This is a genomic window from Flavobacterium algoriphilum (genome assembly GCF_048158655.1).
Lineage (GTDB): Bacteria > Bacteroidota > Bacteroidia > Flavobacteriales > Flavobacteriaceae > Flavobacterium > Flavobacterium algoriphilum.
In genome coordinates, this window is record NZ_JBLNKY010000003.1 from 189,163 (window position 1) to 215,086 (window position 25,924).

General features: G+C 31.1%; 24 protein-coding genes. All 24 read right to left on the reverse strand.

The annotated features are described in order from the left end of the window. Positions 1-33 precede the first annotated feature (33 nt). Positions 34-252 (reverse strand): hypothetical protein, encoded by a 219-nt coding sequence (locus ACM55G_RS07875; RefSeq protein ID WP_416843352.1) that lies wholly within the window; start codon positions 250-252, stop codon positions 34-36. Positions 253-428: 176 nt separating this feature from the next. After that, positions 429-1,199, reverse strand: coding sequence for a DUF4382 domain-containing protein (locus tag ACM55G_RS07880; RefSeq protein ID WP_416843353.1), 771 nt, complete (start codon positions 1,197-1,199; stop codon positions 429-431). A 143-nt stretch (positions 1,200-1,342) separates the two neighbouring features. Next, a complete protein-coding gene (locus ACM55G_RS07885; RefSeq protein WP_416843354.1) occupies positions 1,343-2,014 on the reverse strand; it encodes a ferredoxin reductase domain-containing protein in 672 nt (223 codons plus the stop codon). Positions 2,015-2,049: 35 nt separating this feature from the next. Beyond that, positions 2,050-2,940 (reverse strand): MlaD family protein, encoded by an 891-nt coding sequence (locus tag ACM55G_RS07890; RefSeq protein ID WP_416843355.1) that lies wholly within the window; start codon positions 2,938-2,940, stop codon positions 2,050-2,052. A gap of 31 nt (positions 2,941-2,971) precedes the next feature. Beyond that, positions 2,972-3,748, reverse strand: coding sequence for an ABC transporter ATP-binding protein (locus tag ACM55G_RS07895; RefSeq protein ID WP_416843356.1), 777 nt, complete (start codon positions 3,746-3,748; stop codon positions 2,972-2,974). A 2-nt stretch (positions 3,749-3,750) separates the two neighbouring features. Continuing rightward, positions 3,751-4,509 carry an MlaE family ABC transporter permease gene (locus tag ACM55G_RS07900; protein WP_416843357.1) on the reverse strand — a complete coding sequence of 253 codons (759 nt, stop codon included), beginning with the start codon at positions 4,507-4,509 and terminating at the stop codon, positions 3,751-3,753. Positions 4,510-5,247: 738 nt separating this feature from the next. Continuing rightward, positions 5,248-5,460 (reverse strand): hypothetical protein, encoded by a 213-nt coding sequence (locus ACM55G_RS07905; protein WP_416843359.1) that lies wholly within the window; start codon positions 5,458-5,460, stop codon positions 5,248-5,250. A 226-nt stretch (positions 5,461-5,686) separates the two neighbouring features. Continuing rightward, positions 5,687-8,089, reverse strand: coding sequence for a glycosyltransferase (locus tag ACM55G_RS07910; protein ID WP_416843360.1), 2,403 nt, complete (start codon positions 8,087-8,089; stop codon positions 5,687-5,689). Then, on the reverse strand, positions 8,082-8,222 hold the full coding sequence (locus ACM55G_RS07915; protein WP_416843361.1) for a hypothetical protein: 141 nt from the start codon (positions 8,220-8,222) through the stop codon (positions 8,082-8,084). Before ACM55G_RS07915 ends, ACM55G_RS07910 begins: the two co-directional genes overlap by 8 nt. A gap of 30 nt (positions 8,223-8,252) precedes the next feature. Further along, the gene (locus tag ACM55G_RS07920) at positions 8,253-8,417 is read right to left on the reverse strand and encodes a hypothetical protein (protein ID WP_416843363.1); all 165 of its coding nucleotides are present in this window, start codon (positions 8,415-8,417) and stop codon (positions 8,253-8,255) included. A gap of 310 nt (positions 8,418-8,727) precedes the next feature. Next, on the reverse strand, positions 8,728-9,147 hold the full coding sequence (locus ACM55G_RS07925; protein ID WP_416843364.1) for an OmpA family protein: 420 nt from the start codon (positions 9,145-9,147) through the stop codon (positions 8,728-8,730). Between the two features lie 241 nt (positions 9,148-9,388). After that, positions 9,389-9,556 (reverse strand): hypothetical protein, encoded by a 168-nt coding sequence (locus ACM55G_RS07930; RefSeq protein ID WP_416843365.1) that lies wholly within the window; start codon positions 9,554-9,556, stop codon positions 9,389-9,391. 28 nt (positions 9,557-9,584) lie between these two features. Next, positions 9,585-10,058 carry a Dps family protein gene (locus ACM55G_RS07935; RefSeq protein WP_416843366.1) on the reverse strand — a complete coding sequence of 158 codons (474 nt, stop codon included), beginning with the start codon at positions 10,056-10,058 and terminating at the stop codon, positions 9,585-9,587. A 335-nt stretch (positions 10,059-10,393) separates the two neighbouring features. Further along, positions 10,394-11,455, reverse strand: a complete 1,062-nt coding sequence (locus ACM55G_RS07940; RefSeq protein WP_416843367.1) for a class I fructose-bisphosphate aldolase — start codon at positions 11,453-11,455, stop codon at positions 10,394-10,396. Positions 11,456-11,504: 49 nt separating this feature from the next. Beyond that, the gene (locus ACM55G_RS07945) at positions 11,505-12,593 is read right to left on the reverse strand and encodes an alkene reductase (protein WP_416843368.1); all 1,089 of its coding nucleotides are present in this window, start codon (positions 12,591-12,593) and stop codon (positions 11,505-11,507) included. Positions 12,594-12,760: 167 nt separating this feature from the next. After that, positions 12,761-13,096, reverse strand: a complete 336-nt coding sequence (locus tag ACM55G_RS07950) for a DUF892 family protein (RefSeq protein WP_416843369.1) — start codon at positions 13,094-13,096, stop codon at positions 12,761-12,763. 398 nt (positions 13,097-13,494) lie between these two features. Then, on the reverse strand, positions 13,495-14,487 hold the full coding sequence (locus tag ACM55G_RS07955; protein WP_416843370.1) for a 2-hydroxyacid dehydrogenase: 993 nt from the start codon (positions 14,485-14,487) through the stop codon (positions 13,495-13,497). A 567-nt stretch (positions 14,488-15,054) separates the two neighbouring features. Beyond that, positions 15,055-15,249, reverse strand: coding sequence for a hypothetical protein (locus ACM55G_RS07960; protein ID WP_416843371.1), 195 nt, complete (start codon positions 15,247-15,249; stop codon positions 15,055-15,057). Positions 15,250-15,347: 98 nt separating this feature from the next. After that, entirely contained in the window at positions 15,348-15,533 is a 186-nt protein-coding gene (locus tag ACM55G_RS07965; protein ID WP_416843372.1) for a Thivi_2564 family membrane protein, read from the reverse strand. A gap of 339 nt (positions 15,534-15,872) precedes the next feature. Beyond that, the gene (locus ACM55G_RS07970) at positions 15,873-16,325 is read right to left on the reverse strand and encodes a ferritin-like domain-containing protein (protein ID WP_416843373.1); all 453 of its coding nucleotides are present in this window, start codon (positions 16,323-16,325) and stop codon (positions 15,873-15,875) included. A 290-nt stretch (positions 16,326-16,615) separates the two neighbouring features. Then, a complete protein-coding gene (locus ACM55G_RS07975) occupies positions 16,616-17,263 on the reverse strand; it encodes a hypothetical protein (RefSeq protein WP_416843374.1) in 648 nt (215 codons plus the stop codon). Positions 17,264-18,079: 816 nt separating this feature from the next. Then, the gene (locus ACM55G_RS07980; protein WP_416843375.1) at positions 18,080-18,913 is read right to left on the reverse strand and encodes an ice-binding protein; all 834 of its coding nucleotides are present in this window, start codon (positions 18,911-18,913) and stop codon (positions 18,080-18,082) included. 169 nt (positions 18,914-19,082) lie between these two features. Then, positions 19,083-23,264, reverse strand: coding sequence for a CheR family methyltransferase (locus tag ACM55G_RS07985; RefSeq protein ID WP_416843376.1), 4,182 nt, complete (start codon positions 23,262-23,264; stop codon positions 19,083-19,085). 203 nt (positions 23,265-23,467) lie between these two features. Further along, on the reverse strand, positions 23,468-25,918 hold the full coding sequence (locus ACM55G_RS07990; protein WP_416843377.1) for a response regulator: 2,451 nt from the start codon (positions 25,916-25,918) through the stop codon (positions 23,468-23,470). Positions 25,919-25,924: the final 6 nt, after the last annotated feature.

Sequence of the window (25,924 nt, forward strand, 5' to 3'; positions counted from 1 at the left end):
TGGATTAAAAGTAGTTTTAATAAATGAATATTATTAATCTTCTATGATAGTATGATTTGGAGCATATTTTTTTAATATTGAAATTAATGATTCATAAAAATCTTTCAATATTTTAATGTTAATTTCAGGGCTATTGATGTCAGGAATTGTTACCGGCATCTCTACCAAATATTTTGAAAGTTCAGGATATTCATTTTGTATTTTCAAAGTTAATTTTAAGATAGCATCGTTAAGCTCTTTTTCTGTTTCCATGATAAAATTATTTTTTGTTGATTTAATAGTTTAGTTTTTCATATTAAAAAAAATTAAACTATTAAAAGTGTCACTCAATGAAAGGATACTTCTAATAATTTAATTTTAATGATCTTCTAATACAGGAGCTTATTTTTATTAGAAAATCGAGTGGCCTAAAAACGTGGTCAATCTTTTTATAAAAGAATTACAGTTCCTAAATCGGTTGTGTTCCCTGTTGTCACTACAATAGTGCTTTTGGTAACTGGGGCTAAAGGCAACACAGGAGTAATAGTTACATTATACGTTCCGGAAGGAAGTCCCATAACTAAAAATTCACCACTTGTATTTACGTTTGTTGAATAGGATAAATTTGTAAGAACATCAACAGCTGTGATTACAGCCAAGCTTCCTACAGGCGTAATTTTACCTTTTATAGAACCACTTATTGCTGCTTCAATTGTTCGGATAACTGGTTTCAATTTATAGGCTCCATTACCAGTGTTAACAATAGATTTGTTTGCATCAAAATCAAGAAGAACACTATACAATATTCCTTGTTGAAGCGTTTGATGTACCTGAAGTTTTAATCCAGATTGATCTGCACTTGGAGTGCTTAAAGGATAACTTACATTATTAATTACTACGGTATTGTTTGTTCCAAGGATAAGTCTTATTTGCCCGACTTTAGAAATCTCTAATGAATCAGTAGCAATTAATGTACTCACTCCGTTAGTAAAATCAAGTAAGTTATAAATACCCTTCTTTACATTTAATGTTACGGTTTGTCCAGCATCTCCAGTTATTTCGACCCCTTGTATGTCTACATTTACTTTTTCATAGGGACCAGGAGCATCAGTCATTCGCACAGCATAAGGATAACTGGATTTTGTGTCATCATTACTATTACAGGAATTTATTAAAAATCCAAGCATGACGAAAGATAGAATAATACCAATTTTTTTCATTTCTATTTTTTTTAAAATTTATATTTAAAATTTATTGCTTAGTAAAGATACAATTAACTATTGTAAGGAATGTTATAAAATTTTAAGGTAAAGTTATAGTATTCACATATCAAAAATTTTAAAAAAAAGTGTTTTCTTATGGTTTAAAATTTTTCTTTAACTATTGATTTTGTACTGACATTTAAGTCTATTAATTGCTTTTCTATTGCTTCCATCATTGGTGGGGGTCCGCATAAATAAAATAGTTGATCACTTGTATTACTGTTAGTTTTAATGAAATCCTTAGTGATTTGTCCATTGGCATATCCATCTAATTTTTCTTCAGATAATATATTAATAAAATTAATACCTAATATTTTTTTGAATTCGGATTCTAATATGATGTCGGCTTTCGTTTTATTTGCAAAAATGAGGGTATTGTTTCCTATTTTATTTTTTGATTGAAGATCTCTGAAAATAGATATGAAAGGAGTAACTCCTGCACCACCAGCAATAAATACTCCTTCCCCTTTATAAGTGATATAGCCAAAAATTTCGTGTACAATCAATTCATCGTTTTTTTTTAGTTTCAAAAATTCATTAGTTACACCTTTGTGGGAAGGATATGTTTTTATGGTGAATTCTAGATAATCGTTCTCAGGCAAACTAGTAAAAGTAAAAGGATTTTTTTTATCCTTCCAGTCCGTTTTATTTATTGAAATTTCAGTGGCTTGACCTGGAGAAAAGGCATAATTTTCTGGCTTAGTTGTAACAATTTGTAATACATCAGGTGTTAGATTTGTTACAGATTTTACTTTAACAATATGCTTTTCCATAGCTGTTATATTTTATTATTATGTTGTTATTAAAATTATTTTTTGGCTGCGGCAGCACTATCTTCAGCCATCTTCATAGCCTTTTTCAATTCTGCTTCTTCTTGATTGTCTAATTCTTCCTGTTTTTTATTTTCTGCTTTTTCTTTTTTCTTAAAATAACCTCTCAATAAAAAGTTATGTTTTGCAGCTTCAGTAATTTCGGTAAATCCTTTGGTAGTTTCTTGAATGTTTTTCATTGTCGAGTCCACCATTTTACCCATTTTTTTATCCGTCACTAATTTTGATAAAGCGCCATTTCCATTATTCATTTTAGTGGTGAAATTGGCAAATTCATTTGAGCTGCTTTCTAAGTTTGCCATTGTGTGTGTGATACTGTTAGCAAATGCCTTATCCGTCATTAATTTAGATACCATACCATTTTCGCTATTCATATTGGAACTAAATTTTGCGAGTTCGGCTGTAATGATTCCGGCATTATCCACGCTTTTTTTCACACTGCCCATTACATCTTCCATATCGATAGGTTTTCTTGAAGCAATGATGTCATTATCTTCAACAATTTTAGTGGATTTAGTTCCCGGAGAAATAGTCAATACTTTATCTCCCATTAAACCATCCGAGCCAATACTGGCTATTGCATCGGTTTTAATAAACTTACGAACCTCATCTTTGATTAGAATATTCACTACCACAGAAGAATCTGTGATTAATTCGATATCGCTTACAGTACCAATATTGATTCCTGAAAACCGTACATTATTTCCTACCTCAAGACCGCTTACGGATCTAAAGTTTGATCTTAAATGAAATGTTGAACCAAATAAATTTTTCTGTTTTCCTACGAAGTATATTGTAGCAACAAAAAGGACTAATCCGATTATAACAAACATTCCCAATTTCCATTGGAACCCCGGTTCTTTATTCATAATTTTTAATTTATTTTTTTAATTTTCTTTTTTAAATAAAAAAAGAACGTACCCATTCGTCGTCACTTTTTTCTAATGTCTCATAACTTCCTTCAGCATGAATTACACCCTCTTTTAAAATTACTACTCGGTCACCAGTGTATTTTGCACAAGCCATATCATGAGTAATAATGATAGAACTTGTTTTGTTTTTTTTCTGAAGTTCTAATATCAATTCGCTAATTTCTCTTGATGTAATAGTGTCTAAACCAGTTGTGGGTTCATCATACAATATTATTTCAGGTTTTAAAATAAGTGTTCTTGCAAGTCCAACTCTTTTTCGCATACCACCGGATAATTCTGACGGCATTTTATCAATGGCTTCAGCTAATCCAACGCTTTCCAATACGTCCACAATTTGAGTTTCTAACTCTTGTTCTGATATATCTTTTACATGCCGTTTTAAAGTAAAACCTAAATTTTCACGAACACTCATCGAATCATATAAAGCAGCATTTTGAAAAAGAAACCCAATTCTTACCCTGATTTCATTAAGTTCAATAATATCTATTTTAGTAATATCAGTATCAAAGACATTTATTTCGCCTTTATCAGCAATTACTAATCCCACGATGCATTTGATAGCTATTGATTTTCCAGATCCGGATTTGCCTAACACCACTAAATTTTCTCCTTTGTTTACAAAGAGATTAACTCCTTTTAATACTTCATTATCACCAAAGGCTTTATGCAAATCCTTTATTTCAATTATGGGAGTATTTTTGGTTGTTCTTTTATTAGAATCTATATTTGTTTTTTCTTGTATCATTTCTAAAAGAATAAATCAGTTAATTGTACCGCAATCATGTCTATAATGAATATAGTAAGTGATGCAGTTACCACTGCGGAGTTTGCCGCTAAACCTACGCTTTCTGTACCATTTGCTGCGGTGTAGCCTTTATAACATCCTATCATCCCGATAAAAAAGCCAAAGAAAAATGTTTTAATAGTGGCTGGTATAATATCTAAAAAGGCCAGTGATTCAAAAACTTGGGCCGTATAACGCGTTAGGTTAACATCACTATGCATATTTACGCCTATAAATCCTCCAAAAATTCCAATACCATCTGCGAAAATTACTAAAACCGGAACCATAAGTGTTGTAGCTAAAATCCTTGTAACTACTAAGTATTTAAAAGGGTTGATTGCTGCAACTTCCATGGCATCAATTTGTTCTGTTACTTTCATAGACCCTAATTCGGCACCAATTCCAGAAGAAATTTTTCCCGCGCATATTAAGGCGGTAATCACTGGTGCAATTTCTCTAATCAAGGAAAGCGCAACCATCCCCGGTAACCAGGATTCCGCACCAAATTTAGCTAATGTTGGTCTGGATTGAAGCGTTAAAACTAATCCCATTATGAAACCAGTTATAGCTACTAATGGTAAAGATTTATAACCAATCTTATAACACTGCTTAATAAACTCTCTCATTTCATATGGAGGTTTAAAAACTTCACGAAAAAATTGTGCCGCAAACAGCGTCACTTTGCCAACATCGTTAAAAATATTTTTTAAGTAAATAATCAAAATAGTATGTTTTAATTTAGATTAATGAATTGTATTCTGTTGATAGATTTTGGAGTAGAATAAAATCACACTTCTGATTTTTATAGTTTCTAGGTTATCTGATGTAAGAGTAGTTGTCTAGGAGACACAGCTAAAATGTTAATTGGTCAAACTAACTATTTTATTTTTTATTGGAATTAAGTCCCTGAAAAGAATCATTATGTTTAAAACAACATTTTTTTAACTAATTTATTTATAGCATATTTAAAAAGAGAACTATGACCTTATTTAAATACCATTTAATGAAAATATTTATTTTCTAACAAAATAATACTCAAAAATCCGTAAATTACTATTGTGTAAATTGATTAGAATAAAGAGATTTTAAACATTTTCTGTTGTTAAAACAGGTTTCTAAATTTATGAATTAAGCCATTATTATTATTATTATTAATTTAGCCCCGCTTTCGATTCATTACATTCATATGAATTTAGATTTTTACAAATTCAAAAAACAAGTTTTTTAATCTATATTTCTTTTGCTCTTGAAGCCCTTTTATAACTTTAGATTCTATCGTTATTAATTTCGATAATTGTATGTATTACTTCAATTAATTTATCTATATTATTTTTTTTAATTTTAAATTATTGATTGTCAATTTTATACATTCTAATTAAAACATAGTAAAGATAAGAAGATAGAAAATAAAAAGATTACATAACTTTATAAAGAAATTATATTATTCACGGTTTTTTTAATTACTTGTTTTTTCGGAGAATCAAAACAACGCCAATTACAGCGAGTATCACACCTATGATAGGTGACCATTCCAATGGATGATTTACTTCTTTATTTACTTGGATTGGTCCTAAGTCAACTACCTTTTCTGTAGTTACATAATTGAAACTATTGTATAACAGCATAATTATTCCTATTACGGTCATAATTATTCCTATGGTTCTTGTTTGCATTTTGTATTGTTTAAAAATTAGTTATGTTTAAAAGTGATTTTGTAAAAATGAAATCAGGCTCCTGACAAATATTTTTTTTACAAATTCATGTTGATTTTTAGATATAGATAGTGTATTGTTTAGTGAGTAATTATAATAATTTATTGTAATGTTCTAAATTTCAGCAATATATTGATACAGATTATTGTCTTACTTTAGGTTGTATTTATAAAATTTTTCAATTGGATTAATTAGTAAGATTCATTTTTAAAGAAGGAAATTTTGTTAACTTATTTTTATTTCCAATGTGTATAGGGCTATTTTTTTCTTCTTTTTTTAATTTTTTTTCTAATGTTAATCTGGCCATCAAATAACTTACTGTTGACTCCGCACCTTGATTTAGATTTATATAATCCTCTTCTAATCCATCATAACATCCACCGGTACAAGGATTGTAAATAATCTTGTGTAAATGATTGTTTCCCAAAAACCAATCAAATGCAATTTCCATTTTTTCTAGGTATTGCTCATTTTCAAAAACAGTTGCAAATTTGCTTAAAGCAAGAATTGTATACGCCACATCAATAGGTTGTTCGCCGCCTACAGGACTTGGAGCCAATTGATTTCCTTTGTCAAGCCATCCTTTATTGGAAATTACCTGAATCCTGTCTTCTATAAAAATTTTAGAAATAAGAAAGTCAAAAGATGTTTTTGCAATTTCCTTATAAATTAATTGTCCGGTAGCTAACCAGGCGCAAAGCATTGCTTCTGGAACAATACTGTTGCCATAAGTAAGATAACTTTCAAACCAAGCCCATTCCTTCTCCGCTTCATGCTTATACATCTGTACTAACCTGTTAGCTAGTTTTTTAATTGTAGAAGTATTTTGTTCTGAGACTCTTTTTGTATTATAATAATAAATCCCTTTAATAATAAACGCCATAGCTCGCGTAGAATGAATTTCGAACACTTTTAGTAGGGCATTTTGCATGGTATCATCGGCATCTTTTGCTAACTCTTCGGGAAGAATAGCACTAATTGAATTTAGATAACCTAAAGCCCAAATCGCTCTTCCATTTGAATCTTCTAGGTTTGTAGTGTTATTTTGTGCCGTAAAATGGTACTCTTCATTTACATAATTCAGAAAGTATCCTTCCTTTTGCAAACAATATTTTATAAAATCGAAATAGATCTGGATGTATTTTAAATTTTCTTTGTCCTTTGTTAATTCATACTGTTGGCATAGAGATACCATAGCTCTTGCATTGTCATCTAGAGTATATCCTGAATCTATATCCGGTTGATTAATTTTAGAAAATTGAATCATTCCAAAAGAAGTGGTTAGTTTCTTTATATGATCAAGATTAATTTTTGGAAGTTTATAATGCAAGCGGAAGTTTTCTTCTCCAATTTTTTCAAATAACCGGGCATGAGCAATTGCCGCATTTTCCCAAGCGGTAGGAGCAATTCTATGCAATCCGTTTAAGCCCATGTTTTTTCTTAACTGCTCGTCAAGCAATAACCTATTTGTTTTCTTGGCTAATTGTTTGGAATCGTCAAACTCAATAATAATTCCCACATCATTCTTCAATACTTCACAGGCATGGGGAATAGGGGTTGAAATAATTGGGCAACCGCAACTAATAGCATACGAAAAAGTTCCACTTACTGCTTGATTTGGGTCTTTGGAAGTAAAGAGATATATATCAGTTAGTTGTAAATATTCTAAAAGATCAGGTAAAGGCAAAAAATGATTTACAAATTTTACATGCTCCTGAAGTTGCAAGTCTTTAATCTTATCTTGAAGCATCAAACGGTATTTTTCACCTTCTTGTTTTACCACACAGGGATGGGTTTTACCAATAATTAAAAAGAGCACATCTTTATTCTCTTTTACTATTTCGGGTAATGCTTCCAAAGTAGTTTCAATGCTTTTTCCAGAGCTTAATAATCCAAAAGTTGAAAGTATTTTTTTTCCTTCTAATTGGTATTTGATTTTCAATTCCTCTTTATCAGAATGAGGAACTAAATGGGTTCCGTGCTGAATTATTGTAATTTTATCCATGATTACACCATATTCTCTAACTAATAGCTCCGCAGCTGAATTTGTCATTACAATAATAGAATGTGCTTCTCGAGCTATTTCTTGAACATTTGCTTGTAATGATGGATTAGGTCTGGGTAATACGGTATGGAAAACAATAATAACAGGTTTATGAAGTATATTTATGAACTGTCTTAAATCGGCTTCATTGTTTTTAAATAATCCAAATTCATGCTGAATCAACACCATTTCTAAATTGACATTCGTATTAATTTGATCTGCCAAATTGATAAAGGCATTCGAATGATCTGTATTGAGAATATATTTTATTGCATTATCATAAGCATGTTGCTCATTATTCGATTCCAATGGACAAATTTTTATTTTAAAAGAATTCTTGAATTTGTTATTCAGTGCTTTAAGCAAATCCTGAGAATACGTTGCAATACCACATTCTCTTGGAGGATATGTTGTAATAAATAAGATTTGAGGCAACTCTTTTTTTGTTTCTGGATGCCCTAAATTATTTAATTTATTCACATAAGTATTTTTTGGAATACTTACAGATTGGATATTTTGACGTTCAACGATGATTTTATTAATCATGATCTGTTGTATTTAACATTAATTTATTAAGTAATTCTGATTGATTAAGTGAGGCACAGCCTACACCTTCATCTGTAGCACCATAATAGATGTACAGCGTATCTCTAAATAAAAAGTACCGAATAGGAAACATACATTATTAACTCTCCTTTTAATTCCCTACTTAGTTCAGTTTTAAATAGGGAATAGGCAATCGTTCAATTTCTTTCTTGGAATCATGTAAGCCAAGTAACGATGCACAGGTACAATAAACATATCCTTTAATGGTATCTTTTACACCATGATAGATTAATAGCCAACCCAATTCTTGTTTTTTAAAAGCTATCATGGCAAATGGCCTGAAAAGATTATTTTAATTATTTTTAAGTAAAAACAATGTTTTTAAGTATTACATATGATTGATAAATAATATAAAGGTCGATTTCTTTCCGATAAATTTGTTATATAAATTGTTAAATTAGTTATACTATTCACAGTTTTAATACTAAGGTTCTTTTTATTATGCTACAGCTAGCTTTAATTATTGAGCATAAAAAAAGGGCTGTTGTCACCAACAGCCCTTATAACCAAACAACCCAACTTAATCTTATTATCTTTAGTAGTTATTTTTAACTCTACTCTTTTGTTTTTTGCACGACCTAAAGCGGTTTTGTTACTAGCAATTGGTTTGATTCACCATAACCCGTCGCTGTCAATATAGAGGCAGCAGTACCTTTTTTCATCAAATAATTTTTAACGGTTTCAGTACGTTTTTGAAATAATTCTAAATTGAATGCATCACCACCATTGCTATCTGCATGTCCTTCGATAACCAAGTTAGAAGCTTGATATTTATTGATTAAGGTTCCCAATTCGTCCAATTGTACTAAAGAAGCAACTTTTAATTTTTCATTATTATTATCGAAGAAAATTTTACTACCTAAATAGGTAATTCTTTGTACATCTTGTTTTGTAATTTCAGGGTATCCTTTATTTTCGATAGTTCCTTTCACAGTAGGACAACGGTCATCCATATCAGCTACACCATCCGATGTACAAAGTAGTAGGATTTTTTCCATTTTAATTTATCTTTTCATTAATTAATGCAAACATGGCTATGATGGAATCCCTTAATATTATAGAATTGTATTAATAAGTTGTATCATTTCCACATTCAGATTATTGTGCTTTTATTTATAAAATTAGGACTATTAAAAAATTAATTTTCGATTAACTGCTCTGGTAGAGAAGTTAATAAGAAAGTTTTTTAATAGTCCTAATTTTATAAATAAAAAAAAAGAATTTGAATTAAGTACATAACTACAGCTTTTTTTTATATAAAACGCCATCATATTTTTCAATATTTGCTGTTTTAAAATCAGTTTCTGGTATTAATTTATCTTCTTTAATATGTTTTTTGGGAGTAATTTTTCCAACTTTACAATAACTATTAGAGGCTAAGTAAACTTTGTTTCCTGATTTTTCCATTTTGTTTTGGGTTAATTTTTAATTTAAATTAGTCTAAATATCTTCTTAAAGTCCAGGACATTGTTTCGTGTAGTTCCATTAAACCTGTTAGGAAATCAGCAGTTCCCGCGTCTTTATTTTCTTGAGCACTTAGGTCTATATCTTTTCGTATATGAACAATAAGCGTTTCATGATCTTGTAATAATTCCTTTATCATGTCTTTTTGAGCAGGATATTGATGTGGAGATTCTTTAAGTATGGTTAAATCTGAAAACTCTTTCATTGTTCCAATAGTTTTCCCCCCTAATTTGCTCACACGTTCCGCAATTTCATCGATTGATTCTTCTAATTGTCTGTATTGTCCTTCAAATAATTTATGAAGTTCCATGAAGCTTTCACCTGATACGTTCCAATGAAACTTTCTTAATTTGATATATAGTGTCATTTCATTTGCTAATATTGAAGAAAGAATTGCAATACTTTTTTTTAAATGATCATCTGTAATTCCAATTTGTGGTTTCATGTTTTTTTAATTTTATTTGAATTAATATACTTTTTTAGTGATCTCAATCAAATTTGATGTTTATAATTGTCAAAGCACTGGAGGATAATAAAAAAAAATCTTATTTTACAAAGTTCATTTTATTTCTTCCGACAAGTATTATAAAATTAGATAAATAAGTTACATCATTCACACCTTTTTATTTGTAATTGTTTAATAATTAATTATTTAATTTATTTTTAGATTTCTGTTTTACAATTTTTATATCTTTAAATACAAACATCCTAGATTAGTATCAGGCTTTGTTTTGGCAATAATCGAAAGGATATAAATATGAAGTATTAAGAAATGAAGCACTATGCTATGAAGACTTCTTTACACAGGTAAATTTCCTGTACAGCGTTTATAAGATTTACGCCTTCACTAAAGGGACGCTGGAAAGCTTTTCTCCCCATAATCATTCCGGCTCCACCAGCACGTTTATTTATAACGGCTGTTCTTATGGCTTCCGCCAAATCCGTATTACCTTTTGATTCTCCGCCTGAGTTAATCATGCTAATACGTCCAGAATAACAATTCATTACCTGATAACGGCATAAATCTATAGGATGGTTACTGGCTAATTTGGTGTACATCTCAGGATTTGATTTGGCAAATTTTATCGAAGTAAAACCTCCGTTAAGCGTTGGTAGTTTTTGCTTAATAACATCTGCTTGAATTGAAACACCTAAATAATTGGCTTGACCCGTAATATCAGCAGCCGTATTATAATCGATACCGTCTTTTATAAAGCCATCATTTCTGGAATAACACCAAAGAATAGTCGCCATGCCTAAATTATGAGCTTCTTCAAAAGCTTTTGCTACTTCTATGATTTGCCTGTCAGACTCGGCTGAACCAAAGTAAACGGTTGCCCCTATAGCGACTGCTCCCATATTCCAAGCGTCTCGGACACTCCCGAACATAATTTGATCATATTTATTAGGATACGTCATCATTTCGTTGTGATTAAGTTTTACAACAAACGGAATTTTATGGGCATATTTTCGGGATAACATTGCCAGTCCGCCCATAGTAGAAGCGACTGCATTACAACCCGCTTCCAGGGCTAATTTTACAATATTTTCTGGATCAAAATAAATAGGATTTGGAGAAAATGAACTTCCTGCAGTATGCTCAATCCCTTGATCTACTGGTAAAATAGAAATATAGCCCGTACCAGAAAGCCGTCCGTAATTGTATAACTGTGACAAACTTCGAATCGTTTGTCCATTTCGATTACTTTGCAAAAAAACACTATCTAGGTGAGAAGGATTAGGTAAATGAAGTTGATCTTTCGTAATAGTTTTACAGATATGATTCAACAAGGAGTCTCTTTCATCACCTAATAAAGCTAATAATTGGGATATATCTTTCATTTTATTGGATTTCTAAAACGTCGTTTTTAGCAGGTAAAGCCTATTTCAATTAATCTTTATAAACGGGGTAATCAGTATATCCTTTTTCATCTGCAGTATAAAATAAATCCATATTAATATCCTGTGACAAAGGCCAATTGTTTTTAAATCTTTCCACCAGATCTGGATTATTAATAAAAGGACGACCAAAAGTGATGAGGTCGGTAAGTCCGCTTTGGATTTCCGCTTCAGCACTTTCCTTGTCATAGCCACCACAAAGAATCAAAATATTTTTAAAATTATGGCGTATCAATTTTTTAATTTTCAAAGGAACTGGTGGCGCTCCCATAGCGGAATGATCCACAAGGTGGATGTATGCGATATCAAGTTTATTGAGCTCTTTTGATAAATAATCGTAAGTAGCATCGATTTCAGGATAGTGAGGCATATCACTAGCCACTCCATATGGGGATAAACGAATACCGATTTTTTCTTTTCCAATAGAATCCGCAACGGCGGCTACTACTTCGATGACAAAACGACATCTATTTTCAATACTTCCACCATAATTATCGGTTCGGATATTGCTTAAAGGCGAAAGGAATTCTTCCAATAAATAACCATTAGCCGAATGTAATTCTACACCATCAAATCCTGCAAATAAAGCATTTTCGGAAGCAGCTACATATTCTGTTTTGGCATGTAAAATTTCTTGAGGTGTCATTTCTTTTGGAACAATAAAGTCCTGTAATCCTTTCAAGTCAGTCCACATTTGTCCAGCTGCTTTCACTTGGGAAGGGGCAAGGATTTGTGCATCTTTAGGCATATTAAGCGGATGACTAATTCTTCCGGAGTGCATTAATTGGACAAATATCCTTCCTCCGTTGTTATGAACTGCCGTTGTAGTTTTTTTCCAGCCTGCTACCTGAAGTTCACTAAATATTCCAGGGATTCGGGCATATCCAAGACCATTAGGGGAGGGTGAGGTACCTTCAGTTATTATTAATCCAGCGCCAGAACGTTGATTATAATATTCCGCCATAAGTTCATTAGGAATATTGTCAATCGCCCTGCATCTTGTCATGGGTGCCATAACAATTCGATTTTTCAATGTTAGGGAACCCACTTTTTTAGGTATAAATAGTTCGGATGTTTTCATGTTTTTTAGTCTTAGATTGCTATTATGAAGGTAATTAGATTTAACGACCCAGAAAAGATACGCCTAATAAATTTTTATGATTGTTGGCGCTACCAAACCATTCCTAATGCTCGCTTTTTGCTTTGTCAATGGTTTTGATAAGCATGTTTATTGTTATTTAGAATAATTTATTTTTCGGGTGTAATAAATCCATACATCGCTTGGTATTTTAGTATAATATCTGCTTCCCCAATCGAAGTAAAGAAAAATTCTAAGAATTTTATATGTTCTTGTGTAAATTGTAAATGTACTTTAAGCGCATCTACTAATTCATCTGTTGCTGCATTTTTAATCATTATTGGAATGGAGATAATTAATGCTTTTTCAGAAAAGTAAATTTCTTTTAGTTCCTCTACAAAAATATTGCGACAATCTTGTTTTGTCTCTGATATAGTGTTTTCTGAATTTCCTTTACCTTCTTGCAACTTTACTTTTTTATCGGTTTTGGTGGCTGTACTTTTCATCAGTTTCTATTTAATTGTTTCGTAAAATTCTACTAGTGTAAAGTTGCGGTTTAATACTTTTTAATCTCTTACAGAATTTACAGTATGACTTGTAATTTTTACATATTTTCATAAAAAAAGTCCGTAAAAAAAAGAATTTATTTTTTATTACACATAAATCGCTGTCATTCGTAAAGTTTATAATATTCTGATTTTTAGTAAAAACGCTATAAGCTTATTGAATTGCATTACTGATTTGTGATCACATTCTCTTTTTAACAACCACTTTGAAAAATAAAGAGTTATTTTATCTGCTACTTTCTTCCCAAGGATCCAAGTTGCGATTTTTGACAATTACTTTTTTTGGCCACGTCAGTTATTTTGTGTTCTTTTAATAATATTATTTAAAATATTTAATTTTAAAGCTTCACCTCATTTTCTAATGGTAATCCATTTTCAAAATCGGTAAAATTTTTTAAAGTTGTTAGTGCAATTTGGTTTAATGCTTCATTGGTAAAAAAACCTTGATGTGGAGTAATCAACACATTATGAAAAGACATCAGTCGTTCTATTAAATCATCTTTAATGACACTTTCAGACAAATCTTTAAAAAATAAATTTTCTTCCTGTTCATAAACGTCAATTCCTAAATAGCCTAATTGTTCATTTTTTAATGCTTCAATTGCATCCGATGTTTTAATCAGTGCACCTCTGCTCGTATTAATTAGCATAGCTCCTTTTTTAATTTTAGAAAATGCCTTTGTGTTAAAAAGATGTTTTGTATTTAGATTAAGAGGGCAGTGGAGGGAGATAATATCAGAGTTTTCTAATAGTTCATCCAATGTTTTATATTCAACCCCTTTTGCTGATAATTTCTCAGATTCCTTAACATCATAAGCGATTACTTTGCATCCAAAACCTAACATTATGTGGCAAAAAGCGGCACCTATTTTTCCTGTCCCAATTACACCTACCGTTTTCTCATAAAGATTAAATCCGGTAAGATTTTCCAAAGAAAAATTACTCTCTCTAACTCTATTGTAGGCTTTATGCGTTTTTCTGTTCAAGGTCAAAATTAATGCAACGGCATGTTCTGCAACGGCATGTGGAGAATAAGCAGGAACTCTCAATATTTTAATATTCTCTTTTGAAGCAGCCTCTATGTCTACATTGTTAAAACCTGCACAACGTAAATCAATAAGTTTAATTCCAATTTTCGATAATTTATCAATAGTTTTTTTATCAATTTTGTCATTTACAAATATACAAACGCCTTCAAATCCTATAGCCAAATTTGCAGTGTCAGCATTCAAAGGAGCTTCAAAATAGATTAGTTCGTGTTTACTTTCAATATTAAACTTGTCAAGATATTTGCGATCATAGGTTTTAGTACTGAATACGGCTATTTTCATAGTATAATTTTATATTTTAGTATCTTAAGTGCCATCAAGTAGTCCTTTTTAATTTGAAACATTTTCTGAATTAATATCAATCTATTTTGGCTTTTAGTATATAAATATTTTCAAAAGTGGATAACCAAAATATACGGGAAAATTATTTCTTTCTTTCCTTTTAAGGAAAAGTATGTTTCCTTTCGGGATGTTGATTATTTTTGCAATTATCTTATAGTCAGTACACTAAGTTATTGATAGTTTTTGTAAAATGTATTATATAATTTCTATAAAGAGTTATAGGGTTCACGTCTTTTGTTTGAATGTTTTTTAGGAAAACTTCAATTGATAGCGGCAGGAATAAAATGAAGTTTTTCAGTAACAAATTTGACAAAGAATCAAATTATTTAATAATTTCTCTCTGAATTTAAATGAGTTCAGAGAGATTTATTTGATACAAAATCCATAAAATTACAGCATGTCGCTTTACAATAGTTATGGCGAATTTTTTCCTGTAATTATATCATAATTTTTTATGCAAGTCTGCTACGATACGTTTTTGCATTAGTAGAACAAGATAGGTAAAATTTATGATTCGTCTTTTGTTGTACGAACTAAACTAATTCCAGAAACGAAGAAAATAATACCAAGTACACCATAAATAATTAAGGATTTAACGTCTCTCATTTCTCCTGATGTGCTGGAAAATAATACAGCGGTATAAATAAGGCCACCAATTCCGAGGGCAGTAAGTAATGCCCCAAAGATTCTTTTAAGATTCATAATTTAGTTTTTAAAGATTTATTAATATTAATTTAATTTTCTGTAAGGATTATTATTTTGAAGGATATTCGATTTAGAACCAATATTTTAATAATTTTTTAAACATGTATCCCCATCAAATCATTGAAAAGCCCAAAAACCTTGAGAAGCCAAATAATCACAACAATCACAACAACAATGTTAAATATTTTTTTGATTGTAGCATCCATAGGAACGTAAGTATTGACAAGCCAAAGAAGAAAGCCTACAATAATTAGGACAAGTAATACGATGAATATTGACATAAAAAATAATTTAGAAGTTAAGTAAAAGTATTTCAATTAGTTCCAAAAAGCATTACATAATTTTAAAAATAAGTTGCATTATTCACGGCATTAATTGCAGTATGATAATTTGGTTTTAAATAAATCCATCATATTTTTCCTAGAAAGACAAGGAGTAGGTTGGTACTGAGGAATGTTATATTATTATTAAAATAAGTTGGTGCACAGATAACATTTAAAAAGAGGAGGTTAATGTTATTATTTCAAATTATTCTATTAATTATTTAGGGAAGTAATAGTGGCAAGAGATAAAATCATCTCACGTCACTATTTAACCCTATTTCACAAAATTTATTAATGCTAAGATGACATATCTCGTAATTCTTTTACTTTATCATGGTCAGCTTTTATTAATGTATATTGTACTTTTAATAGGTCTTGTTGTTCGGAAGTTATATCTTCAATATCATTTTTTAATACTTTAGCATAAGTAGAAACAGCTACATCCTCACCAAATTCACATGAATTGAGTATTGCTTTACGATCCTTACCGGTTAATGCGGCCTTGACATCCATCCAAACTCTAAAAAACTTTCCAGTTGTTCTGGTTCCTTCAACAGGTGTTCCTCCCATTTCCTGAACTTCGCTCACAAGTTCCATTTTGCATTTCTGACTAGTTTTCATTAATTGAGAGAACAAACTTTTTAAATCTTGTTCTTCGGTCTCATCTGAAGCGGTTTCGTACCCTTCAATTCTGTCGTTGTTGATTTCGATGAGTGTGTTTAACACGTCAATTGATTTTTCTTTGTCCATTTTACTTGTTTTAAATTGTTAAGAATAATTATTAAAAAGCAATAAGATCTCTTTTGTGGTCTGAAATCTGCTCATATCTCTTTGTGAAGAAAGGTCCCACTTCTTAAATTTTTGTACATTTTTCATAATTAAAAGATTACAAATAATATTAATAATAGATTGTAAGGTATATAAGGTTTGAGAAGAATATTAAAACTTAAATAATAGAATTATACGCAAAGGATTAGCATTAGAATTATGATTAAGTTAAACAGGTTATTATTATTATTATTATTAGTTTATAATTTCGTTTATTTTGCCCCGGTTTGTTTCATTCCTTTCATTACATCTTCTTTAGTCAATCCTGTGGTATTCATGTCGGGGTCGGCGGTGTTTTCCTGTGTTGAAAAAGTTAACTTTTGCATATATATTGGGTTTCCTCCATTCATTTTCTCTTTAACAATATCTCCATATGCTTTTCGTGCTTCTTCAACAGATTTTTTACCTGTAATAATATCATGAGCAAGATTTAATGCTAAAAAGTTATTTCCTTCTTTATCGCAACGAGCACTCATAGTTCCTTGGGTACGGTCAAAGGTTACACTGCCGTCAAATTTACCAAGTTCGTCCATTATATCAACGGGCACTTTGTAACTTATGGTGGTCTGCATCATATCGGTATGCTCAATTGGAAAACTATGTTTGGTTTCCTTTTTATTGATACAGATTTTTTTCCATACTCCTTTAGCCATCCAAATTAGCTCGTTTTTTGTTATGCCATCAGGTTTGCCGTATTTGTCTGTGATTTCTTTTACCGCCATTCGTGAAGCTTCAGGCCAGCCGTTTAAATCGACCATCATCATAGTTTTTTTATCCTTAGACATTTTAGTATCCTGTGCGGATAAATTTCCTAATCCTGTTATAAGAATTAAGAAAAAAATTGTGACTGTTTTTTTCATTTTGTTGTTTTTTGGATGTTTATACAGATTATTTTAAAATTATTAACGTTTATATTTTGTGAATTTAACTGAAATATACGTAGTTGTATATTTATATTTTCTTCGTCGGTACTGCTACTTTTGAATTGATAAAACTTCTGCAATTTTATAAAACACAGGATTAAAGTGGTGCGATAATTTTGTTTAATTCATCTTTATTAAGCTCCATTTGGGGATCTCAAGCGTTTCTAATTTTTTAAAATAAGTTGGAAGTCAGTCAAGATTTCAAATTTTTGTTTCAACTTATCTTCCTGCTCATTTCAGTTTTTTTACTGCCGTATTTTTTTTGAAAATTAAAATTACGAAAAATAAATAAACAAACATTTGATTATCAAGTTGTTAGTAAAAATTTAACTTTAAATGTAGTATGCTGTAATTTTTTTTAAATAATAAAAAAGAGCACCGCCTTATTAAATCAACGCTCTTTTTATATTATTTTTTTCCATTCTGATATAGCTATTATAGTAGTCACTTATATAGGAATGGAATAGGGAAAACAAAAAAAGGCTATTCCAAAAGATAGGAGTGGTCGGAGCGATTCAGGATTAAAATCTAGCAGCTCACTTATAGGTACTTTGTGGCCTTTAAAATTAGTTGTAAATTCCTGATTATCAATAGTAAAAACAAAAAAATTCAATAAGATAAACAAGAAAAATTTTGTTAAAATATATAAATAAAATCAATCGTTTTTGAAATATAAAGCAAAAAAAGTCGAAAGAAAAATCTTTCGACCATAACTATCCTCACGAACAGCTCATTGAAAATTATTTTTTTAATCTATTGTGGTTGCGTCACGGCATTCATTTGTAGCGTTACTGCAGTTTGTGCTAACAGCCTCCCGTTTATTGTAGCCTCAGTCTGTAAATTAATACCTGTCATTCCTAATATGTTTCCTTCAAAATGACTAGTGGTTCCGCAGGTAACAGCATCTGAAACTACCCAGAAAATATTTTTGGCTTGTACGCCTCCTGTTAATGTCATTCGAACAGCAGAACTTAATTTAAGCGTTCCGGCTATTTGAAAAATAAAAACATCAGTTGGACTACCAGATATAGTTATATCAGTTGGAATATTTAGCGCACTGGTCCATTTGTATAAACCTGGGGTAAGCGTTTTTCCACCAATATTTCCAGCACCTATATTTATAAAATCAGGATTAGTTCTTCCAGCTGCATCAGTATATGCGGTTTGCATGTCACCTATCGCTGCAGTCAATCTCGTTGCATCAATTACACTACAAGGAAGGGGACCTGCAGCATCAACTGTATATATTGTTCCTGTTACTTCTGTACAGCTAACTAATATGGCGGCTCCTGTAATTGGGCTTGAACCAATATCACCTGTAATCGCGGATTTGTAAACATCTGTAATTCCTGTTTTTGATAGAATCGCAAAATCTCCTGAAATACCAAGATTTACTGTAGTGATTGAACTATTTTTTGGATCTATATTGTAAGTTTCATTAACGGCATTTATATTTGAAGAGGAACCATCTGATTTTTCAACTGACGACACATTAGAGTTTAAATTCTCATCTATTTCGTTACTGCAACCAGACATAAAAACTACAAATAGTATAGCTAAAGTGGGTAATGTATTTTTAAATTTCATCTCTTTGTTTATTTAATCAGTGACTTATTTGTCACTAAACAAAGATGAACTCTTGATATTTAAATATGTTATAAGATTAATGACAAAAGTTATAGCATTAACCAACTGTAAGAAAAAGAAATGGATTATTTATATAAATTGGGGTTCTGTTATATTCGTCAGACACTGTTTATTCAGATGCTTTTTTAGTTAACTCAACAATTTTACTGAATAATAATTCCTCATCAATGGGTTTAGCGATATAATCATTCATTTCCACAGCTTTACATTTTTCCAAATCCACTGTTGTAACATCAGCAGTCAAAGCAATAATAGGGATATTTAAATTCAAAGTTTTACGAATGTATTTTGTAGCTTCAAATCCATTCATTACGGGCATTTGGAGGTCCATTAAAATGATATCATAGGATTTGTTTTGGAGCATTTCGATAGCAATTTTTCCGTTTTCAGCAATTTCACGTTCAAATCCAAAATCATCTAATATTGTTTTCATCAATAGTTGATTAAGTGCCATGTCTTCTACAACTAATACTTTTATTTTTCTCTGAAACATATGTATTTCGTTTGAATTAGTTTTTAACTCAGTAGGGTTTTTTGTTTTCAGAAAAGGCAAAGTAAAACTAAAAGTAGAGCCTTCATTAATTTTACTTTTAACACGAATACTTCCTCCTTGAGATGTTACTAGCTGCTTGACAATAGCCAGCCCTAAACCTGTTCCTCCATAAAGACTGGAAGCCCCGTTAGTCGCCTGTTGAAAGTTTTCAAAAATTAAGTCGATATTGTCTTCTGGAATACCAATTCCGCTGTCTGTAATTGCAAATTCTATAATTACTTTTTCCTCATCTTCAAACAATAAATTGGTACTAACCACAATTTTACCTTCAGAAGTAAATTTTACTGCATTACTTACTAAATTTAAAATAATTTGGTGTAATCGAATTGAATCCCCTAATAGGACATCAGGTATTTTTGTGTCATAATTTGTAACTACTTTTAAATTTTTTTCCTGAATTTTTGTCTCAAATAATTGAAGCATTGAAGCTATGGAAACGGCCATTTTGAATGGTTTTTTTTCAAAAGTCATTTTACCGGCATCCACTTTTGCTAAATCGAGTATGTCATTAATCAATGCAATCAGGGTATCTCCACTCAATTTAATTGCATTTAAATATTCTTTTTGTTTTTCTGATAAATCGGTTTTTAAGATCACTTTGGTAAACCCAATAATAGCATTCATAGGAGTCCGGATTTCATGGCTCATGTTTGACAAAAATTGTTGTTTTGCTTTCATAGCATCTTCAGCAGTTCGTGTAGCTTCTTCTGCTTTACTTTTTGCTTCTTCCGCTATTAAAGTGGCCAACTCAGCAAATACTTTTGCTTCTATCAATTCGGATTCAATTCTTTTCTGATCCGTTATATCTCGGGCAACAATAACCACACCCAAAACATTTCCATTATCATCCTTGTAAACGGATCCATTTAATAATACATCTGTCAATCTACCGCTTTTGTGACGCAGTTTGAGCGGGGAATTGGTAATGAAGCCTTTGGCAAATACTTCCTGATAAACAGAACGGGCTTTTTCTGGTTCCGTAAAATACCCAAAGAAATCAGAACCTTTTAATTTTTGACGGGCAATACCTGTAATAGTCACAGTTGCCTGATTCATGTCGGTAATTTTTCCTTCATTACTTATCGTTGTCAAGGGATCAAGACTTGCTTCAATAAGACTAAGTGAATATTTTTCTTTAAGATAATAACGTGAACGATCTGTTATGTCTTCAATAGCAAGAAGAATTAATTGTTCTTTATTTGTTTTTTGAATAATTAAATGAGCGTTAAGTAACATTATTTTTTCTCCAATTCCAGAAAAAGTGTGGGTAGCTTCGAAATTTTCGAAACTATTATTTTTGGAAATTATTTCATTTAGTACTTCACGTAGTTTTGGAATATTCCATTGTTTATTTCCTAAATCAAATAATAATTTACCTTCGGTTTGCTCTTTATCAACCAGAAATTTTTTATAAAAAGATTTATTAGCTGATATTACATGAAAATTTTTATTCAGAATAAGCATTGGCTCATGAATAGTAGCAATAATTGCTTCTGAATATTCATGTGATTCTGTTAACAAATCATGGCGCATTTGTAATTCCTGGTTAGTAGAGATAAGCTCTTCATTAGTGGCTTCAATTTCTTCTTTTGAGGTCTCAAGCTCTTCATTCAATGTTTGGAATTCTTCATTTGAGGAAACGATCTCCTCGTTTGCGGCCTGCAATTCCTCATAAATAGTTTCTTGCGTTTCAATAATAGCTATCATCTCTGATCGCGTAATATTCAGCTCCTCAGTTAGTTTTTTTATTTTTAAGTCTTTAAGGGTATCTTTTTTATTTGAATCTGATTCAATAAATTTTTCGATTTGTTCCTGAGGTTTAAAAACAATAAGCAGTAGTGGTTCTTCCCACTCAATTTTCAAGGGGCAAACTTCAAAAGACATTAATCGTAAAACAGATTCGATTTTTATTTCAATACCCGATTTGTATACGGATTGCTTTGTTTCGATTGCTTTATTAATAGCATTACGGAGTTCAAAAGCAAATTCTGGCCGTGCCATTTTTAAAATATTAAGGCTGGCTTTACCAGATGCATGCTCTAGATAAGAGGATACCGGACCTCTAAACTGAAGGATTTCCATTTCTTTGTTGACTACTGCACATGCAGGCATATAACTGGATAGAAGCGTTGAATCAATAGCGTTTTCAAGATTTTCTTGATTTACACTTATGTTTTTAGAAGGAGTATTTGTTTTTTTACTTGACATGTTTGTACGTGTAAAACGAGGTGTTAATTCAAGTATTTTTCTCACTCCCAAATTATTTTTTCTGGAATAGATTTTAAATTTATTATTTATTAAAGTGAAAAGTTGTGATGATGTCCCGATACTTTCTGCTTTGCCAAGCATTAAATATCCTCCATCATTCAATGCAAAATGTAGGGATGCAAAAACTTTTTTCTGGGCTGCTGCATCGAAATAAATAAGAAGATTACAACAACTAACAAAATCCATACGCGAAAAAGGCGGGTCACGTAAAATATTGTGAGGTGCAAATATGCACATTTCACGAAGTTCTTTAATAATGCGATAATTGTCACCCACTTTAGTAAAAAAACGGGACAAATACTTTTTGGGAATAGAATCCAAATCATTTTGAGAATATTCTCCTTTGCGAGCATCATTGATTGCCCGTTCGCTTAGATCAGTTGCAAAAATCTGGACCGGTATTTTATTTGGTTTATTACCCTGCAGTTCGGCGATAAGCATTGCAATAGAATAGGCTTCCTGTCCTGTAGAACAGGCTGGTATCCATATGCGCAAGGTATCGTCGGTGGATTTACTATTTAAAAGCTTTGTTAAGAGATCGGTTTTGAGAAATTTGAAGGTTTCTGTTTCCCTAAAAAAACGGGTTACATTAATTAACAAGTCACTATAAAGAATTTCAATTTCGTTATTTTTTTTGATCAAAAGTTTTACATATTCCTCTATTGTTTTTATTCCATATTGCTCCATTTTATGGTTAATTCGCCTTTTAATGGTAGGCATTTTATAATGGCTAAAATCCACCCCGGTTTCTTTGAGTAAAAGTTCAAAAATGGTATCTATATCGAAGTTATTATTTTCAATGACAACTTCTTTCTTTTTTTCTTTTTCTTTACCATTAGTTCTAGGAAAACCATTTTTACAGAGACGAACTAATTCATAGGCAATTTCTTGGGGTGATAAAATATAATCTACAACTCCTGAAGAAATAGCCGAATTTGGCATACTACTGGCTTGAGCTGTTTCATCTTGTGCAAAAGTGATTCCACCGGCATCTTTAATGGCTTTGAGCCCAATCATACCATCACTGGCATAACCGGAAAGGACTATGCCAATAACATTTTCTTTATGAGTTTCAGCAAGTGAGGAAAAGAGTACATCAATGGTTAGATTAGGAATATTTTTTTTAATGCGGGGAAACAATCGAATGTGTCCGTTAACTACCTCAATAACTTTATTTGGTGGAATTACATAAACATTATTGGGTTCCATTTTTTCCATGTTATCAATTTCCTGAACCTTCATTTTAGTAATCTTGGATAAAATGGAAGTCAGTAAACTTTTATGGTCAGGACTTAGGTGTTGGACATAAATATAGGCCATACCGGTATCTGTCGGTAAATTTTTCAATAAAATGCTAAAAGCTTCGAGTCCCCCTGCCGAGGCACCAATGGCTACCACAGTAAAAGATTTTTTTTTGACTTCTTCTTCCTGTGTCAATGTATTGGGAGCGGATTTTGTAGCTAATTTCATAATATTAAATATGTATTTTAATTTATAGAATTTACTATAAATTTTTTGTTATATTAATGGCTTCATGATACCTAAGCAGAGGTGCGATAAAAATATTTGCTTAAAAGTAAGGAAATATGTTTTATAAATTTATTAATACAAATCATTTATGGCGCATTACGCCATTGAATATTGAATGTAAATTTGTAATATACTGACAACATTCAAGATATGAAATTTTTGATTATTTGAAGTTCTTCTTCTAATTCTGTACATGCCTGCAAACAAACTTCTTCAAGTTGCTGGACTAAGTCATGTATCCCATCATTTTTTTCTTGTGCTGTCGAAAATTCCTGAATTCTTTTCGCCATATTTTCAAAATCAGTACTGATTCCCATTATTGAAAAAGAGGGAATCATTTTATGTGCTGCAGCCCCTAATAATTTCCAATTTTGCTCCGCTAAACTTTGTTTTATTGTACTAATTAAAGGAGGGGTTTGTTCTAGATATAGTGAAATCATTTCCATCATTAATTTTGGATTTGATTTGGTTCTTTGATTTAAATAAACCAAGTCAATGCATCTTATTTTTTTCTTTATATTTTGTTCTTCGCCTAAAATTGCATTAACTTCTACAAGCTTAGGTTTCGTTAATATGTTTACTATTTTACTATATAGTAGTCTCTCATCAACTGGCTTTGCAAGGTAATCATTCATACCCACTGCTTTACATTTAGCTAAGTCAACAGTCGTGACATCAGCTGTTAAAGCAATAATGGGGATTGTAGAATTCAGGGTCTTTCTAATATATTCTGTAGCTTCAAATCCATTCATTTCTGGCATTTGCAAGTCCATCAGAATGATATCATACTCTTTTTCTTTAAGTTTTTTAATAGCTATTTTGCCATTTTCAGCAATGTCACGCTCAAATCCAAAATCATCTAATAGTGTTTTCATGAGTAATTGATTTAGAGCAATATCTTCAACCACTAATACTTTTATATTTTTCATTTCTGAATCTAACGCGATCAATTCATTTTCTAATTCTGGACCGGCATTTGTTTTTTGAAAAGGTAATGTGAAACTAAATATTGAACCCTCGTTAATAGTACTTTTTACACTAATGCTACCTCCTTGTGGTTCTATTAATTGTTTGACAATAGCAAGACCTAATCCAGTTCCACCATACAATCTTGAAGTTTCGTTGGTTGCCTGTTGAAAATTTTCAAATATGGTTTCAATTTTTTCATTGGAGATACCAATTCCGGTATCTGTTACAGCAAATTTTAGAATTACTGTATCATCATTTTCATGCAATAAATCAACGCTCACCGTAATTTTTCCTTTTAATGTAAATTTTACAGCATTGCTTACCAGGTTTAAAATGATTTGATGCAAACGAACAGGGTCACCCACAAGTACATTAGGGATTTTACTGTCGTATTCCTTAACTAATTTTAAGTTTTTTTCCTGAATTTTTGTTTCAAATAAATGAAGCATAGCTGAAATGGAAAACTTCATTTTGAAAGGTGTTTTCTCAAATGTCATTTTACCGGAATCTACTTTTGCCAAATCGAGGATGTCATCAATGAGCACAATTAATGCATCGCCACTTATTTTTATTGCGTTTAAATATTCTTTTTGTTTATAAGTCAAATCTGTTCTCATTAACACTTTTGTAAATCCGATGATTGCATTCATCGGGGTACGAATTTCATGGCTCATATTCGACAAAAATTGCTGTTTAGCCTTTACAGCATTTTTTGCTATGATAGTTGCGTTTTCTGCGTTTATCTTTGCTTCCTCTGCAATTTCAGTAGCAAATTCAGCAAATACTCTCGCTTCAATTAATTCAGTGGCAATTTTTTTTTGTTCAGAAACATCTCGGGCAACAATTACTACTCCCAACACTTTTTCTCGTTCATCTTTATATACAGATCCATTAAATAATACATCAATCAGCTTGCCTTTTTTATGACGAAGAATTAGTGGAGAATCAGTAACAGACCCTTTTTCGAATACTTTTTGGTATACCTCACGAGCCTTTTGTGGTTCAGTGAAATAATCAAAAAAATCGGTTCCAATTAATTTTTTGCGAGATATACCTGTTACTTTTACCGATGCATTATTCATATCGGTTATTTTCCCTTCGGGGCTAATTGCAAATAAAGGGTCATGACTTGCTTCAATAAGACTAAGTGAATATTCAGAAAGTAATTTTTGGGCGGTAAGATCGGTGTTAAGTCTTTTCAGTTGTTCTGCTTGAACTAATAATTCCTGATTTTTTTTATGTAAATCGACAAAAATAGCCACTTTTGCTTTTAATATTTCCGGTGAAAGCGGTTTAATCATATAATCTACAGCACCGGCTTGATAACCTTTAGAAATTTGTATAGAATTATCCATACTGGCCGTTAAAAAAATAATCGGAACATGTTTAAGTTTTTCAATTTGGCGAATTAGTTCAACAGTTTCAAATCCATCCATCATCGGCATTTGCACGTCTATCAATATGATGGCAAAATCTTGTTGGTGGAGAAGAATTTTTAATGCTTCATTACCGGAATTTGCTTTTACACATGAATAGTTTTCATTAGAAAGAATTACTTCTAAGGCAAATAAATTTTCGGGCAGATCATCTACCAATAAAATTTTAACAGGGTTATTTATTTTCATTTTCAA

Excerpts from the sequence above, each read along its gene's own strand:
- ACM55G_RS07885 (WP_416843354.1), bottom strand. The coding sequence starts at position 2,014 with ATGGAAAAGCATATTGTTAAAGTAAAATCTGTAACAAATCTAACACCT.
- ACM55G_RS07965 (WP_416843372.1), bottom strand. The coding sequence starts at position 15,533 with ATGTCAATATTCATCGTATTACTTGTCCTAATTATTGTAGGCTTTCTT.
- ACM55G_RS07945 (WP_416843368.1), bottom strand. The coding sequence starts at position 12,593 with ATGAAAACATCCGAACTATTTATACCTAAAAAAGTGGGTTCCCTAACA.
- ACM55G_RS07970 (WP_416843373.1), bottom strand. The coding sequence starts at position 16,325 with ATGGACAAAGAAAAATCAATTGACGTGTTAAACACACTCATCGAAATC.
- ACM55G_RS07875 (WP_416843352.1), bottom strand. The coding sequence starts at position 252 with ATGGAAACAGAAAAAGAGCTTAACGATGCTATCTTAAAATTAACTTTG.
- ACM55G_RS07980 (WP_416843375.1), bottom strand. The coding sequence starts at position 18,913 with ATGAAATTTAAAAATACATTACCCACTTTAGCTATACTATTTGTAGTT.
- ACM55G_RS07950 (WP_416843369.1), bottom strand. The coding sequence starts at position 13,096 with ATGAAAAGTACAGCCACCAAAACCGATAAAAAAGTAAAGTTGCAAGAA.
- ACM55G_RS07975 (WP_416843374.1), bottom strand. The coding sequence starts at position 17,263 with ATGAAAAAAACAGTCACAATTTTTTTCTTAATTCTTATAACAGGATTA.
- ACM55G_RS07890 (WP_416843355.1), bottom strand. The coding sequence starts at position 2,940 with ATGAATAAAGAACCGGGGTTCCAATGGAAATTGGGAATGTTTGTTATA.
- ACM55G_RS07940 (WP_416843367.1), bottom strand. The coding sequence starts at position 11,455 with ATGAAAGATATATCCCAATTATTAGCTTTATTAGGTGATGAAAGAGAC.
- ACM55G_RS07930 (WP_416843365.1), bottom strand. The coding sequence starts at position 9,556 with ATGGAAAAATCAGGAAACAAAGTTTACTTAGCCTCTAATAGTTATTGT.
- ACM55G_RS07895 (WP_416843356.1), bottom strand. The coding sequence starts at position 3,748 with ATGATACAAGAAAAAACAAATATAGATTCTAATAAAAGAACAACCAAA.
- ACM55G_RS07910 (WP_416843360.1), bottom strand. The coding sequence starts at position 8,089 with ATGATTAATAAAATCATCGTTGAACGTCAAAATATCCAATCTGTAAGT.
- ACM55G_RS07960 (WP_416843371.1), bottom strand. The coding sequence starts at position 15,249 with ATGAATCTTAAAAGAATCTTTGGGGCATTACTTACTGCCCTCGGAATT.
- ACM55G_RS07920 (WP_416843363.1), bottom strand. The coding sequence starts at position 8,417 with ATGATAGCTTTTAAAAAACAAGAATTGGGTTGGCTATTAATCTATCAT.
- ACM55G_RS07955 (WP_416843370.1), bottom strand. The coding sequence starts at position 14,487 with ATGAAAATAGCCGTATTCAGTACTAAAACCTATGATCGCAAATATCTT.
- ACM55G_RS07880 (WP_416843353.1), bottom strand. The coding sequence starts at position 1,199 with ATGAAAAAAATTGGTATTATTCTATCTTTCGTCATGCTTGGATTTTTA.
- ACM55G_RS07905 (WP_416843359.1), bottom strand. The coding sequence starts at position 5,460 with ATGCAAACAAGAACCATAGGAATAATTATGACCGTAATAGGAATAATT.
- ACM55G_RS07985 (WP_416843376.1), bottom strand. The coding sequence starts at position 23,264 with ATGAAATTAGCTACAAAATCCGCTCCCAATACATTGACACAGGAAGAA.
- ACM55G_RS07925 (WP_416843364.1), bottom strand. The coding sequence starts at position 9,147 with ATGGAAAAAATCCTACTACTTTGTACATCGGATGGTGTAGCTGATATG.
- ACM55G_RS07990 (WP_416843377.1), bottom strand. The coding sequence starts at position 25,918 with ATGAAAATAAATAACCCTGTTAAAATTTTATTGGTAGATGATCTGCCC.
- ACM55G_RS07915 (WP_416843361.1), bottom strand. The coding sequence starts at position 8,222 with ATGTTTCCTATTCGGTACTTTTTATTTAGAGATACGCTGTACATCTAT.
- ACM55G_RS07935 (WP_416843366.1), bottom strand. The coding sequence starts at position 10,058 with ATGAAACCACAAATTGGAATTACAGATGATCATTTAAAAAAAAGTATT.